The following is a 13,421-nucleotide window of genomic DNA, read 5'->3' as shown; positions in this document are numbered from 1 at the left end:
GAACCGACATAGCGCCGCTCGATGTTGCCCGAGCGGTACGTCAGCTGGTTGATGTTGCCCTGGGTGGTGAAACTGATGACGGCAAGCAGGATGTTCATGGCCGGCTGCTGCAGGTTGCGCACATACTGGATCTGCGGCTGCTCCACGATCCGCTTGTAGCCGGCGACGCCGGTCTCGTCGCTGTAAGCGGCATACACCTGGTTGTAGTTGATGCTGAGGAAATACGTCGCTCCCGCCACCACATTGTCCAACCGCACCACCTGCGGCTGCAGCAGGATGATCTGGCGGCCCAGGCCGTCGATCGCCATGCCCGGGCTGACCTCCACCTGGTTGGCGCTGCTTTCGGCGTCCCAGAACACCTCGAGTCCGCTGGCGATGCCACAGATATACAGGCTTTGGTTATTGAAGCTCTGGATATCCATGTGGTACTGCTGTTCGCAAGCAAAATCGCTGGTCAGCAAGGCTTCGCCGGCGAAATAGTTTGGACGTTGAATCAATGAACTGCTCATGGTGCGATTCCTGTCAGGCGTTCTCAAGCGTGGAAGAGTTGGACAAGGCCAGCCAGTTCACCTGCGCCGACGGCTCGCTGGTGGCACGGGTTTCTATCGCTACCAGGTCCAAGGTGAACTGCGAAGTGCCTACATTGCTGACGCTGACCGCATAGGGGAAAGAGCCGACCACGGTGGCGTTGACGCTGGGCGGCACATTGAAAGCCGGCCCCTGTGCGGCCAAGTAAAACACCCGCTGCGACACCCGGTCGCCGACTTTCAGCAGCGTGCGGGTGTCGAACGTGATGCTGCCGTGACGCGCGCCGTCCAGGCCCTGTGCCAGGCCGGACTGGATGACCGCCATCTTGCCCAGCTCGGCCGGCAGGCGGCTGGTGACCGCTACCCGGCTGTCGACAATGCTTTTGATGATGCCGGGATTGGCGCTGTCCATCGTCACCGTGGCGAGGATGATCGAGTTGCTCGGCGGGTAGGTCAATGAAGCGCTTTGCAGCACGGCGGCCTGGTCCAGGGTGTCGGTGGAAACGTTGGGAGTGGGCGGATATACCGCATACAGTCCGTAGCTGTCGCCTTGGTTGGTCGCCGCCGGCACCATGTTGCCGCTGGTGCCTGGAAACACCAGGAAATCGCCGCTGGAATCGAAGCCGACGCCGGGCGCCACCACCAGGGTATTGTTCTGCAGCACGACATCGAAGCCGTTCAGCACGCCTGGGGTGTACAGGCACTGGTTCTGCAGCTTGATCCAGTTGGAAAAATAATTCTGCTCCAGCGTCATGTTTTGCGCAGTCAGGAACATGCCGTCATGATAATTAAGGCGCACTGCGGCATCGGAGGGAATGGGTGGGATGAACGCGCTCATTTATATGATTCCTTGAAGGCCCAGCAAAGTGTTGATACCCAGCGTTGCGGCATTGCATATCTGCGTCGCCGGCGTGACCGCCTGCAACTGCATGCTGGGGAAAATGGTGATGGTGAAACGGCTGGCGGCCGGCTTGATGCTAGCCAGCAGCTGCTGCAACTGCTGCTGCAGGTTAAGCACCTGCTGTGCATTCTGGCTGGTGAGGACGAAACCGCTGTTGTGCGCATTGGGCAGCGTGATCTGCACATTGAACAGCCAAGGGAAGTAACCCGACACCACCTGGCTGCCGGCGGCGTAGCTCTCTTGCAGGATGAATGCTCCCTGCACCTGGTCGGCGACCTTGATGCAGGGCGGAACCGGGTTGCTGACCGCTACCGTGATCAGACCCTTGACCGGTACCGCCTTGGCCGGGAATCCGCCTCCTGCCATCTGGTACTCCACGCCTTCGATGGTCATTGGCAGGTCCAGCAGCAAATCGAGCATGAAGCCCAGCCCCTGCGGCGTGCCGCGCAACCGGTACAGCGCCAGGATCTGCGCCGTCACCATGCGTTTCTTGTCGATGCTCCAGCTGTTGTCCAGCGTCAGGTCGACCCAGCCGCCCAGCCAGTTCAGGAAACCGTTGAGCCAGGCTTCGATCCCGCTTTGCGCCGAACCCGCGCTAGCCTGCCCGGCGACATAGGCAGCCAGCGGATTGGCGATTGGCGGCACCCCGATGTAACTATCGAGGTTAGCCAGGATAGCCTGCTGCTGGTTCGGTTTTGCCGCCGAAATCGGCGGCATGAAATCCGTGCCGGCCGGGTCGAACAGGAAACTCAGGCGCGGATAAAACAGGTTGCCGGCCACATCGGCGTCCAGCAGTTCCTGGATGCCGCGGCGCCCGTTCAACTCGCCGTCGTCGATGCCAGTCAGCAGCTTCTCGAATATCTTGAGATAGTCGCCGACAAACGCCGAATCCTTGCCGCTATAGATCGCCGGCAGGTAGCGCAGATAGCTGGATGGCGGCTTGCTCATGGCTGGTTGCTCGCCGTGATGTCAAGGCAGCGCAAGCGCGGCAAGCCCTGGTACAGCATGGCGCTGCGCCCCGCCGGCAAGTCGGCCAGCGTGGTGTTGGCGCCAAGCTGCGCCATCTGGTTGAGGACAATGGTGGGAATGAAGTTATAGTCCATGCTCTCCAGCGCAGCCACTCCCGGCACGCTGAGGATCAGATGCAGCAGGTCGTCGGCCTGCGGCGCCTCGTCGTACGACCAGCCCCGGCCGTCGGGACCGCCGGCCGGCAACAGGTAGCCGAACAGCAGGTTCACCAGCGCATCCAGCGTGACCGACATGACCGTCGCGGCGCTGCAGCGGATCGACAGGGTCAGGTCGATCGGCGTCAGCTGCGCCATCTGCACCCGCACCGCGCTGCCCGCAATCACGCGCGGCTGCAGATAGTAGTTCACCTGGTTCAGCAAGGTCTGTTCCCGCGCGCGCTCGTCTTTCCCCTGCAACAACAGCAGCCGGCGCATGGTGGTGCTGGAATAGGCATACTGCTGCTTGTTGGGATATAGCGGATAGATATAGTTCCAGGCGGCGTCGCTCAGCAGATAAGCGGTGCTGGCCTGCTCCGAGGCCTGCGCATATGCCTGCTGCACATACAGCGGCACCGGCACCGGGATGCTGGAGTGGTTTTTTTTCTGCTGCGCCACGGCTTGCTCATACAGCAATTCGATCATGCGGTTGCTTTGCAGCGCCAGCACCGCGATGTTCGGCAAGGTCAGCGCCAGGTATGGGCTTTGCAGGTAAAGCAATATCTCTTTTTGCAGCGTCGCCTTGCTGGCCGCCTGCCCTTGCTCGATTTGCGCCAGCGCCGCCTGCAGGGCCAGGAAATCGAAATCGTAGTAAGTCTGGGCAGCCTTGCTGTATTCGGTCTGGTTGTTGCTGAAGGCTAGGCCCAGCACCCAGCGCAGGAAATTTTCGTCGGTCAGGGTCGGAATCTGGTTGGCCTGGTACAACAGCGACTCGTCCAGCCAGGCCAGTAGCTGCAGCAAGGTGATGCCGGGATCGCTATCGTTATAGTCGGTCCACAGCTTGGTGTATTGCGGAATCCTGCGCACCAGCTCGACCACCAGCTGCTGGTAGGTCTTCAGGTCGAGGTCGGGCAATTCGAAGCTCATCGCCCTACTCCAGGTAAAGTAACAGTGTCATCTGGCCGGCCACCGGCAGCTGCACCGGCAATAGCGCGATGTTGCCATTCTGGTGGCCGTTCAGGTTCAGGCCGAGCACCGTTTCGACCTGCGGCAGCGTGCGCAGGAAACGGCTGACGGCGGAAGCCTGCACGGTTTGTCCGAAGCGCCAGCCTTGTTGCCCGGAGCCGCCGAACACCGGCTGGAAAAACGCCTGCAGCTGGCGTTCGATATTTTGCTGCAAGGCGTTCTTCTGGTCCGGCGCGCAGCTTACCGCCAGCTGCGCGCTGACATTGATCGCCACGAAATCCGGCACCCGGGTACTGATGCGCGGCGCCAGCGGCGCCAGGCACACCTGCTTGATGGCGGCCGCTACCTGGTTCAATATCTCCGGACTGGTGTATGGCGCCGGCGCGCTGCTGAGCGCCAGCAATACGATGCTGATGTCTTGTTGCGGCGTTTCCAGCGCGCGCGCCTGCGCCACCTGCTGGCAAGACTGCGCCGCCAGCGCGCTCAGCTCGCTCAGCTCGACCGCATACCCGCCGGCCTTTACCAGCGCCGGGCTGTTGGCGGCGATATCGGCCACCGTATCGCCATTGACGCCGCCGGCAGCCGGGGCCGGATTGTCGACCCCGTCGATATTGCTGATGCCGGGCCGCAGCATGGTCAAGCGATGCGCGCCGACATTGCCCGCCAGCCCCTGCGTATAGTCGTAATGGGCGGCGACGATGTTGTTGTAGCCGCGCGGCGGGATCATGCCGTTGTAGCCGTCGCCGAAGGTCACCAGGCCGTTCTGGCAATCCAGCGTGTAGACGCGGTCGGTGGGGCCGCAGAAGGTGAAATTGTCCACCTGCAGCCACTGCCGGCTGATCTCGCTGCCGGCGGTGGTGTCGCCGGCGCTGTCTTGCGCGGCGTCGTCCTGGGCGACGGTGTCGAGTCCGCGCGCTTCGATCACCTGCAGGTCCACGCTCGGCAGCACCGGCGTGTAGTCGAGCGTGAAATTCTGCGAAGGCTGCTCGTTGCTTGAACCCAGCACCTCGTCGTCGACACCGGTGATGTTGCTGGCCATGACCGTATTCGGATAAATGCCGTAGACCCGGATGGTGCGGCTGACATGCGGATTGTTGATGCGGAACCAGTACGCTGTCTGCGAATACAGGTAGGACGCAGGCATGCTTGCCGGCACGGTAAAGCTGACGATGCCGGAACGGCTCAGGCCGTAGCTGCTGTCGTCCACCGACAGCGCCTGCCATGCCTGGCCGTCGTAATAATCCCACTGCAAACTGCTGCCTGGCGCGGCGCTTTCCTGTTGCAGGTAGAAATACAGGGTCAGCTTGTTGCCCACGGTGTAGTTATCGAAATCGACCGTGCCGAAGGCAAAATAAAAGCCGGTCAGCACCTCTTCCACCGGCTTGAAGGGGCTGAACAGGAAGCGGCTCATGGTGAAGGCGTTGTAGCTCCAGTAGCGGGTCGGCGGCGCCGCGTAGCTGTAGCCGATCTGCAGCGACTGGATATACGGCGGATAAAACTGCGACTGGTTGAACTGATAGGAAAAATTGATTCCTTCGACATCGTTCAGATAGGCGATCACGCTGTTTTTCTGTTCCGGCGTCAGGATTGCGACGGGAATGCTGTCTATCGTATCGGCCACGCTGGTGGTGGTGAAACCGCCGGCTTCGCCGTAACCGCCGGCGGCGATCACCGCGCGTATCCACAAGCCGGCGCCGCCGGCGACCGTGGTTTCGCCCAGCGCCGGGCACTGGAACTGGATCCGGGTCGGACCGTCGGTATTATCGTGCTGCAGGTTGCTGGTGCTGTCGACGAACTGGTATTGGCTGGCCTGGGCCAAGGTCTGGTTGAACGACTGCCACTGCTTGCCGTCCCAGAATTGCCAGTACAGGGTAACCGGGTACTCTACCGCGACCGCGGTCAGCTGAAAGGAAATGTTGACCTGCGCGCCCTTGCGCGAAAAGACGCTGTCGCTGCGGATATAAAACGCATCGCCGACCTGCGGCGACTGGCCGAACGGATAAGCGCCGTTCGAGATATCGAGCAGCACCACGTTGAACGCGGCTTGCTGCGGCTGGATCGCATCGCCCTTGAAGGTGCACTGGATGCCGGTGATGACCGGCAGCTGCTGCGCCAGCGACGCCAGCACCTTGACCTGCGGGCTGGGTTTGACCAGCAGCCAGTATTCCGGCTGCTGGTCCGCTCCGGTCAGCAGGACGTCGTCGGTGAAACCGGCGCCCGGGTCTTCCTGCCGATAGATTTCCTGCTGCACCTGGGCAATCGTCAACGCCGCCGCCTGCGGCTTCTGGTTGAGCTGGATCTCCAGCTGCTGGGCGTCGGCCGATTGCGTCAGCCGCGCGCTCAGCGGCGTCAGGGCGCCGTCGAACCACTGGCCGAAATAATCGCTGTAGAGCTGCTTGCCGTACAAGGTGATGCTGATGCTTTGCAGCGCCGGATCGGGCTTGAACAGCTGGCTGTCGCCCATGATGAACCAGTGGCCCAGCGCCTGTTCGGCTGGATCCGCGGTTTCATCGGCGACGAACAGCGGCACTCCCTGCACGCTGGCTGCACCCGCGGCGAGGGCCGGCATGGCGTCGATGTACTGGTCTTGCGCCGGCATGATGGTCATGGCCGCGCACAGGCTGACCGGCACCACCAGCAGCTCCTGGTTGGTCTGGAAGCGGATAGCCTGCGCATCGGCGTCGAGCACTGCGGTCTGCGCCGGCACCGCCTTCGCCGGCTGCTCCGGCTTGAGCATGAATTGCAACGGCGCCTGCGCCGCCAGCGGCGGCCGCAGCTGCATGCCCATGCTCTGGAAAAATGCCTGCCGCCTTTGGTTCGGCATCTGGTTCTCGATGCCTGCCGTATATGCCGCCAGCTGGGCGAACAGGTTCAGCAAGACCAGGCCCGGATCCTGGTTGACCGCCTGCGCCGCTCCGACCGGATCGGGCGTGGCCGCGGTCAAGGCCGCCGGCCAGTAGGCGCTCCATTCTGGAGCGTAGGTCTGGGCCAGCTTCAGCGCCTGCTGATAGAACTGCTCGGCAGTACGGAAGTCCAGGATCGGGTCAGCCATGGCGTAGCGGATTACCTGGCGAAATGCATGACGTTAGCCTGGGCATCCGGCCCTTCGGTCTGCAGCGGCAGCTCGATCAGTTCTTGCAGCACCTGGATCGCGCCGCTGATCCTGAGCAGGGTTTGCTGCAAGTCTTTTTGCTGCGTCTCGAGGCCGCGCAGTTGCGACTGTCCGGCCTGGTAATTGTCTTTCAGTTCCCTGATTCTGGCTTCGATGACTGCGTGGTTCATGTCTGACTCCGGGTTTATTTAAGATAAAAAGGAAACACCAGGTTGGCCGGCTGGTTGCGGTCACGGATCAGGTAGTCGACCGCGATCTGCAGGCAGTTCGGCTGCTGCGGCGTAATCGTCACGTTCACCTGCAAGGTCTGGATGCGCGGTTCCCAGCGGTCCAGCGCCTGCTTCACATACAGCTGCGCCAGGCTGACGGCGGTGGCGTTGCCGGCCGCGAACACCAGTTCATTGATGCGGCAGCCGAAGGCGGGCAGCATCACCCGCTCGCCAGGCGCGGTTTGCAGGATGATCAGCAGCGCCTGCCGGATATCGTCGGCGCCGGCTGCCAGCTGCACCTTGCCGCCGCTGGTAGCGACCGGAAAGGCCCAGCCCTGGCCAAGAAAATCGCTGTCCGCCGGGCTGTTCATCCTATGTTCACCGTGCTCAGGCCCAGCACCTGCACCATGGGCGGCGGCGCCTGCGGCCCGGCCGGCGGTATGTCATGGCAGGTTTCGCAGATATCGCCGGCGCGCGCAGCCGCCTTGCCGTTGATGCGCACCGTCATGCTGCCCATCATCACCTGGCCCAGGTTGGTGGGCGGGATCTGGAAGGCGCCGCTGGCCGGTATGTGCGGCGGCAGGTTTTGCGCCATCGAGCCCACGGTCGCCGCCGGCCGGCTGTTGATACGCACGTTCAGGCTGGTGTTGAGCGTGATCTTGCCGTTGAACGGAAACGGCTGCGGCGTCGGCACCGGCCCGCCCGGGCTCGGCACCAGCACGATATGGATATCGGCGGCGTTGACGATGCTGTCGCCCTGCTTGGCTGCGCCTTGTGCCATGTTTGCTCCTAGTTCAAGTCGATCATCGTGGCCGACAGCTTGATGCTCTGCCCGCCCTGCAATTGCATCGCCGATCCCGACAAATCCGCCTTGACGCTGCCGGCCGTGTTCTGCACCACCACCTGCGCCCCGCTGATGGTCAGCGTGCCCTTGGCGCTGATGGCGAAATCGCCTTCGCTGCTGATGGATATCTTGTTGTTGGCGGTATCGATCACGATGCGGTTGTTCTTGCTGTCGGTAATGGTGATGTTTTCCTTTTCCGAATCGTCCAGCGTGATGGTTTTCCCGCCCTTGGTCTTGATCACGCGCACGTCCTGTTGCTGCGCCACTTCCAGCGGCGGCTTCTGCACGCCATTCCACATGAAGCCCAGCACATACGCCTGGCTGGCGTCGCCGTCGGCAAACGCCAGCAGCGCCGAATCGCCCGGCTGCGGCAGGAAAAACGCGCCATAACCCGGGCCGGCGAAAAAGCTCATGACTTGCAGCCAGCCGGATTCGATTTCCTGTCCCTTCAGGATGAAATTGACCTTGACCCGGCCCAGCCCTTTATCGTCCTTGGTGTTGCTGACGGTGCCCAGGGTCACGCCCAGCGTCATGCTGCCCGAAGAAAATCCTTCGTCCGCATTCATGCTCATACGCCCGTCCTTCTCAATTTGAATTCAGTCTGGTAGCCTTCGCTGACGTCGTAGCTGTGGACGCTGGAAGTAATGTAATAAATGCCGTTGAAGCGCTGGCTCAGGCCGCTCAGCTTGACGTTGACGCCGGCCACCATGTCCGGATCGCCCAGCACGCTGGTGCTGCCTTCGATGAACTGGTTCAGGTTGCGCTTGTATTGCGCGTTGGCGATTGCCTGCAGGGCTTCGGGCGTGCTGAGGTCGGGCCGTTCCAGCTGGATATCCGAATCCGGAAAGGCCTGCGCCAGCTGGTAGCCGGTTTCCTTGCCGCCCATCTTGTCCTGCGAACTGCCGGACGAGGCCACCGCCGTCAACACCTTGTTCGATGCGACGTCGTATCCCTTCACCGTGACCTGCTTGCCCATGGTCGGCAATTTCAGGCTGAGCCTGAGGTCGCTGATATCCGTTGGATAATTCATGGTCTTGACCGGGCTGCCGCCCTCCGCCGACGGCCGGAACACCAGAGTGGTGTCGTCCATCAGCAGTTCGTAGTTGAGCTGCGCGCAACGGCGCATCAGGAAATCGTAGTCGGAGCAATTGTTTTGCAGCACATAGTCGTTGACCATGGCCGGACTGCCCGGCAATTTCACGGTCAGGCCGGCTGCGCGCGCTACCTGGGAAACGATTCCATTATCGTCCAGGTTGAGGTAGGTCCTGGTGCGGGTGCCGAATTTCAGCCAGTACATGCGGTCGAAACCGCGGATGGTGGCGGTGGAATAATCGCTGAAATGCGGCTCGATCGCGGTGATTTCCGCGCTGATCATCTGCTGCAGGCTGTCGAGGCCGAGGAATACCGTGATTTCGTCGCCCGGCTTGAAGATATCCAGGTTGACATCCTGCCAGGCGCCGCCGGACGAGACGATATTCAGGGTAATGCTGAACATCGTAGGGATATTTATCTCGTCTTCCACGCGCACGCTCTGGATCGCCGCGATCACCGAAGTCGGCAAGGCGCTACGGTTTTTCAGTATGCGGAAACCGCCGGTCTGGACGCTAGGCACTGCTGCCTCCGTTGTATGTCTCGCCGTGGGTATCGATGATCACCAGCATGCGTCCGATGTCATGGCGGCCAGGGAAATTCAGCGGATCGTAGATGTTGTTGCCTTCCGCGATCAGGCGCCACTGGCTGGCGTCGCCCAGGGTCTGCTGCGCAATCAGGTACAGCCGGTCGTTTTCCTTCACGCGCCACAACTGGCGGCAATTGAATTTTCCCTGCGCGCGCTGGTCCTCTTCCTTGGTCAGCACGGATTTGAAGGTGACCGACAGCTCTGCCCGCACCGGCACGCCGGAGCTGAGGAACATCGTGAACTTCTGGTCAAGCTTGCTGATCATGCCGACGAACAGCGGGCCGGCCCAGGTGAACACGACTACCGGCGGCTCGCGCCGTTCGGCGTTGCCGACCGTCGGCTGGGTCAGCGCCACGATCTTGTTGGTCTTGGCGCGCACATCGGTCTGCTGTTCGTAGGTATCGAAAAACAGCGAAACCGTCAGGTCGTCGTCGTCGACCCGCTGGAACTGGATATTCGAACCTTGTCCCAGCAGCACTACCGTCTTGTTCAAGGACAGTTCGGTCGGGTTGTACATGACCGGGATTTCTTCCTGGGTCTGCTGCACCACGATCTTGGCCATTTCCAGCATCAGCGCCCCCTGCGGTAACGTTCGATGCCGGCGCGCTGCTCTATGCTGGCGTGCACCTGCCGCGCCAGCGCCTGCACCATCTGCGGCGACAGCATCGCCGCCGTCACCACGCTGCGGATGTGCTGCTGGTTATGGTTGCTGTGCATGATCTCGCGCACCACCTTGGTATGCACCGTGTGTTCGATGCGCTCCATTTGCCGCTGCACTTCTGCTTGCCTGGCTTGCGGTTGCTGGCGGTAAGCCAGTGCGGTAGTGAATCCCGCCTGGTAATGCCGCAGGGAGACCTGGTCGCCGCTGGCGGAACCTGCCGCAGCCAGAATGTTCATTGGCGGCAAAGCGGCGACCACGGTTGGCGATGGCGGCAAGGACGGCGTTGTCAGATGCTGCAACCGCTTGCTGCCGGTCTCGGCGCCAGCTGCCGGCAACGAAGGAAGCATGGATTTATATACATAGGCATGCATGCGGCTGACCCCGCCGGAATTCCCGGTCACGCGCTGCACCCGGCTACGCCAGGCGGGCCGGCTGCCGGCGGTTCTGAAGTCATGGCTGCCGCTCCTGCTCGCCAGCTGCAACACCTGCACATCGCGGCGATGTACTGTTTCCTGCCGGCGCAGCGCCGTCTTTTCCCGCATGTGGAAATGCTGTTCCGGTTTCCGGTCAATATCGCGCCTGTCCAGATAGTGGAAATATCGCTGATTCAGGTGCATCCCGGATGTCGTGCGCTGCGCTGCCTGTGTATCAAACTTGAGCTGCAAGAACCTGCTGACCGGATGGCCGGCTTGCAACGGGCGTGAGGAAAGACTGGCCGGCGCCGCTTGTTTTGCGAACTGCGGCGCACTGTGCCTGTGCGTGGCAGACTGTCGCAACTGCCCTGGCGTTGGCGGCAAGGTTTGCCTGACGAAACCTGCGAGGCGTGCCGCCAGGGTTATCATGAAGGCCCGGCTGCCGGCTTCGTTATTCCGGCGCGGTGTCGATTGCCGCGCCTGTGTTGCCGGCATGCGCTGCATCAGCAGCGTCAATGGATGGGCAACAATGCCGTCTGCCTGATCGGGCATGGCGTCATCCTGGGCGCTCCGGAAATCACAGGCCTGATTCTGCCGCATCATTTGCAGGACACTGCGGTGTTGTCCAGGGCCCTGCGGACCTGTCTTTGCCGTCGGCGCAGGCCTGCTGCCATCGCCTGGCCGGTTCGCCGGAACGGCAAGCTGCAGCACCTGCTGCAAACGCTGCATGTAGTGTTTTTCGAAACGGCTCTCGATCTGCCGCCGGACATCGTGCAAGACCTCTTGCCGCACTTCGCGCGAGACGACAGGATGGATGTATTGCTGCACCAGTCGCAGCCAATGATGATGCTGCGAGATGTATTGCGTATTCTTTCCTGCGGAAGCCGGCCGCTGCATTTGCAGGAACGCCAGGTTCAGTCCCGGATAATTTTCCGGCCATGCCATGCGCCTGCCGGCCAGCGCCAGTCCGCCGGCGGCAACGCCAGCCTGGAAATCCATGGCGGCGCCGGCGCAGGCCGTGCGCAAGACCGGCCTGCGCCGCCCCGGGGAAACTGGCGTGCGCCCGGCCATCAACCGCCGCTCCCGCTGTTTTTCTTGATTCCCTCGTGCGCCAGCGTAAAACTCTGGCTGGCCACCAGGTTCTGCCCTGCGTCCAGGCTCGGACCTTGCCACTCGATCGGCCAGGCATTGTAGAAATTCCAGCTGACGGTGGGATTGCCCTGGTCGTCCAGCAGGTAGATCGAGCCGTTCTGGCGTTTGATCTTGCCGTTCAAGGCGGCCTGGTACCACAGCCACATCGGATCCAGCGCGGTGATGCCGGCCTTGAGCACCAGGTCGACATACGTGACCTGCCCGCCCAGCTTGTATTCGAGATCGTTGACGCCGCCCTGGCGCACGCTCTTGACTTCGATTTTGGACTGCAAGCCCTCGACCGTGGTGAAGCCGCCGACCACGATGCCGCCCATTTCCACGTAAAAATTGTACGACTTGAAAGGGTTTGCCGGCGGGCCGGATTTGCGCTGCGATATTGCGCCGGTAGCCATGTCATGCTCCCAAATTTAGGCTTTTGTGCGGATCGTCGCTGTTCATGGTCTGGTTGATCTTGCTGATCTCCCCGCACCAGCGACGGCGCTCTGCGTGTTCCATTGCCAGAATTTCCCCGTACGACCAGTGAAAGTGATATGCAAGAAAAGCAATTTCCGCATACAGCTGGTCGGGCGCTACAGGGAAGCGCGCTTTCCCGCGGCTTCGAAACTCTCGATCTGCACCACCTTGTCTTCGCCGTCGACCTGGTTGATGCGGTTGTACAGGTTTTGCAGGTAAGAGAAATCGGCGGCGAACAGGTCTTCGATGACCTTGGTGTTGATCATGTCCAGGTTGCCTAGCCGCACAATTACCCGCGACAGGACAATAATGGTCAGGTAGGCCGGGTTGCTCTGCACCCGATGGTCTTTCAGCGGCAGGATTTCGTCGCCGGCGGTAGCCAGCCGCATCACGCCGTTCTTGTGCAGGTTGCCGTCGCCGTCGCGGTAGCCGAGCGGCAGGGAAAATTCGATTTCGGTGCTGATTGCGTTCATGCTGGCTGCTCCCGGTTAAGACACTCTGGTCATGTATTCGATGGTCAGTTCGAAGGTTTCCACCATCACGTCGCTGCTTGAGGCGTTCAGCCCGGTGCTCTCGTATTTGCTGGGCCAGGCGTTGATGACGTTCCAGCGCGCCTTGGCCGCGCCGCCGGCGTCGAGCAGTATCAGTGAGATGTTTTTCTGGGCGCCCTTGGCGGTGGAACCCTGCAAGGCCACCAGCTGGTGCCAGTTGTACAGTTCCATCGAGTCGGTCAGGCCTTTTTTCAGGCTCAGCTTGCCGAAGGTGGTCAAGCCCGAAAACGAACGTTTGTAGACCGGATCGGTGCCTTCCCGGTACTCAACCGTTTCGACCGTGCTGTCTGGAATCGTGGCTTCCGAAAATGCCGCGACCTGGATGCCCGAGATCTCCACCTGGAAGCGGAAACCGCGGTAGGGATTGGTTAATTGTGTGGCCATGGTGATTCTCCGCAGTCAAATTGGTTTGGAAAAAGGCAGGTCCGTTTCCCAGTTTCCGTTATGAGCCGGAATCCGGGCCAGCGATTTTCTGCGTCATGCGGATGATGACGAACTCGGCAGGGAACACCGGAGCCAGGCCGACATCGATATACAGCTGGCCCAGCGAACGTGTCTCTGGCGGATTGTTGGAGGCGTCGCAAGTCACGAAAAAAGCCTCCGCCGCGCTGGCGCCGAACAGGCCGCCGGATTGCCACAGGGTGGTCAGGAAAGCGCTGATATCGCGTGTCACCGAGGCCCAGGTCTGCTGGTCGTTAGGCTCGAACACAACCCATTGCAAGCTCTGCTTCAGGCTTTGCTCGACATAGATGAACAGGCGCCTGACGCTGACATAAGTCCATTCGCTGCCG

16 protein-coding genes and 1 pseudogene are annotated in these 13,421 nt (G+C 61.5%); all 17 read right to left on the bottom strand.

Annotated elements, in window-relative coordinates; all coding sequences use genetic code 11:
- Positions 1-509 (bottom strand): annotated as a pseudogene (locus tag JWQ61_RS14510) (hypothetical protein); the annotation flags it as partial.
- A gap of 13 nt (positions 510-522) precedes the next feature.
- On the bottom strand, positions 523-1,365 hold the full coding sequence (locus tag JWQ61_RS14505; RefSeq protein ID WP_304361148.1) for a hypothetical protein: 843 nt from the start codon (positions 1,363-1,365) through the stop codon (positions 523-525).
- Positions 1,366-2,376: a phage tail protein gene (locus tag JWQ61_RS14500; RefSeq protein WP_304361147.1), complete on the bottom strand. Its 1,011-nt coding sequence runs from the start codon at positions 2,374-2,376 to the stop codon at positions 1,366-1,368.
- The gene (locus JWQ61_RS14495) at positions 2,373-3,518 is read right to left on the bottom strand and encodes a hypothetical protein (RefSeq protein ID WP_304361146.1); all 1,146 of its coding nucleotides are present in this window, start codon (positions 3,516-3,518) and stop codon (positions 2,373-2,375) included. Before JWQ61_RS14495 ends, JWQ61_RS14500 begins: the two co-directional genes overlap by 4 nt.
- Positions 3,519-3,522: 4 nt before the next feature.
- A complete protein-coding gene (locus JWQ61_RS14490; RefSeq protein ID WP_304361145.1) occupies positions 3,523-6,609 on the bottom strand; it encodes a hypothetical protein in 3,087 nt (1,028 codons plus the stop codon).
- Positions 6,610-6,620: 11 nt separating this feature from the next.
- The gene (locus JWQ61_RS14485; protein WP_304361144.1) at positions 6,621-6,839 is read right to left on the bottom strand and encodes a hypothetical protein; all 219 of its coding nucleotides are present in this window, start codon (positions 6,837-6,839) and stop codon (positions 6,621-6,623) included.
- 14 nt (positions 6,840-6,853) lie between these two features.
- Positions 6,854-7,249, bottom strand: a complete 396-nt coding sequence (locus JWQ61_RS14480; RefSeq protein ID WP_304361143.1) for a GPW/gp25 family protein — start codon at positions 7,247-7,249, stop codon at positions 6,854-6,856.
- Complete coding sequence (locus tag JWQ61_RS14475) at positions 7,246-7,659, bottom strand: PAAR domain-containing protein (protein ID WP_304361142.1); 414 nt, start codon at positions 7,657-7,659, stop codon at positions 7,246-7,248. The genes JWQ61_RS14480 and JWQ61_RS14475 overlap by 4 nt, the downstream gene beginning before the upstream one ends.
- Positions 7,660-7,667: 8 nt before the next feature.
- On the bottom strand, positions 7,668-8,294 hold the full coding sequence (locus JWQ61_RS14470; protein WP_304361141.1) for a phage baseplate assembly protein V: 627 nt from the start codon (positions 8,292-8,294) through the stop codon (positions 7,668-7,670).
- Positions 8,291-9,334 (bottom strand): phage late control D family protein, encoded by a 1,044-nt coding sequence (locus JWQ61_RS14465; protein ID WP_304361140.1) that lies wholly within the window; start codon positions 9,332-9,334, stop codon positions 8,291-8,293. Before JWQ61_RS14465 ends, JWQ61_RS14470 begins: the two co-directional genes overlap by 4 nt.
- On the bottom strand, positions 9,327-9,971 hold the full coding sequence (locus JWQ61_RS14460) for a peptidoglycan-binding protein LysM (protein ID WP_304361139.1): 645 nt from the start codon (positions 9,969-9,971) through the stop codon (positions 9,327-9,329). The genes JWQ61_RS14465 and JWQ61_RS14460 overlap by 8 nt, the downstream gene beginning before the upstream one ends.
- Complete coding sequence (locus JWQ61_RS14455) at positions 9,971-11,500, bottom strand: hypothetical protein (RefSeq protein ID WP_304361138.1); 1,530 nt, start codon at positions 11,498-11,500, stop codon at positions 9,971-9,973. The genes JWQ61_RS14460 and JWQ61_RS14455 overlap by 1 nt, the downstream gene beginning before the upstream one ends.
- A gap of 44 nt (positions 11,501-11,544) precedes the next feature.
- Positions 11,545-12,018, bottom strand: coding sequence for a phage tail protein (locus JWQ61_RS14450; RefSeq protein WP_304361137.1), 474 nt, complete (start codon positions 12,016-12,018; stop codon positions 11,545-11,547).
- 1 nt (position 12,019) lies between these two features.
- Positions 12,020-12,184, bottom strand: coding sequence for a DUF6760 family protein (locus JWQ61_RS22120; protein WP_369684901.1), 165 nt, complete (start codon positions 12,182-12,184; stop codon positions 12,020-12,022).
- A gap of 11 nt (positions 12,185-12,195) precedes the next feature.
- Positions 12,196-12,552 carry a hypothetical protein gene (locus JWQ61_RS14445; RefSeq protein WP_304361136.1) on the bottom strand — a complete coding sequence of 119 codons (357 nt, stop codon included), beginning with the start codon at positions 12,550-12,552 and terminating at the stop codon, positions 12,196-12,198.
- Positions 12,553-12,567: 15 nt separating this feature from the next.
- On the bottom strand, positions 12,568-13,014 hold the full coding sequence (locus tag JWQ61_RS14440; protein ID WP_041741712.1) for a phage tail protein: 447 nt from the start codon (positions 13,012-13,014) through the stop codon (positions 12,568-12,570).
- 58 nt (positions 13,015-13,072) lie between these two features.
- Positions 13,073-13,421, bottom strand: a 349-nt coding sequence (locus JWQ61_RS14435) for a phage tail sheath C-terminal domain-containing protein (RefSeq protein ID WP_304361135.1), incomplete at its 5' end; no start/stop codon positions are given.

Origin of the sequence: Collimonas fungivorans, from assembly GCF_028292705.1 — a bacterium.
In the GTDB taxonomy this organism is placed as follows: Bacteria; Pseudomonadota; Gammaproteobacteria; order Burkholderiales; family Burkholderiaceae_D; genus Collimonas; species Collimonas fungivorans_B.
This window is presented reverse-complemented; position numbering and strand designations above follow the sequence as displayed.

Excerpts from the sequence above, each read along its gene's own strand:
- JWQ61_RS14460 (WP_304361139.1), bottom strand. The coding sequence starts at position 9,971 with ATGCTGGAAATGGCCAAGATCGTGGTGCAGCAGACCCAGGAAGAAATC.
- JWQ61_RS14475 (WP_304361142.1), bottom strand. The coding sequence starts at position 7,659 with ATGGCACAAGGCGCAGCCAAGCAGGGCGACAGCATCGTCAACGCCGCC.
- JWQ61_RS14480 (WP_304361143.1), bottom strand. The coding sequence starts at position 7,249 with ATGAACAGCCCGGCGGACAGCGATTTTCTTGGCCAGGGCTGGGCCTTT.
- JWQ61_RS14470 (WP_304361141.1), bottom strand. The coding sequence starts at position 8,294 with ATGAGCATGAATGCGGACGAAGGATTTTCTTCGGGCAGCATGACGCTG.
- JWQ61_RS14505 (WP_304361148.1), bottom strand. The coding sequence starts at position 1,365 with ATGAGCGCGTTCATCCCACCCATTCCCTCCGATGCCGCAGTGCGCCTT.
- JWQ61_RS14495 (WP_304361146.1), bottom strand. The coding sequence starts at position 3,518 with ATGAGCTTCGAATTGCCCGACCTCGACCTGAAGACCTACCAGCAGCTG.
- JWQ61_RS14445 (WP_304361136.1), bottom strand. The coding sequence starts at position 12,552 with ATGAACGCAATCAGCACCGAAATCGAATTTTCCCTGCCGCTCGGCTAC.
- JWQ61_RS14450 (WP_304361137.1), bottom strand. The coding sequence starts at position 12,018 with ATGGCTACCGGCGCAATATCGCAGCGCAAATCCGGCCCGCCGGCAAAC.
- JWQ61_RS14500 (WP_304361147.1), bottom strand. The coding sequence starts at position 2,376 with ATGAGCAAGCCGCCATCCAGCTATCTGCGCTACCTGCCGGCGATCTAT.
- JWQ61_RS14485 (WP_304361144.1), bottom strand. The coding sequence starts at position 6,839 with ATGAACCACGCAGTCATCGAAGCCAGAATCAGGGAACTGAAAGACAAT.
- JWQ61_RS14490 (WP_304361145.1), bottom strand. The coding sequence starts at position 6,609 with ATGGCTGACCCGATCCTGGACTTCCGTACTGCCGAGCAGTTCTATCAG.
- JWQ61_RS14440 (WP_041741712.1), bottom strand. The coding sequence starts at position 13,014 with ATGGCCACACAATTAACCAATCCCTACCGCGGTTTCCGCTTCCAGGTG.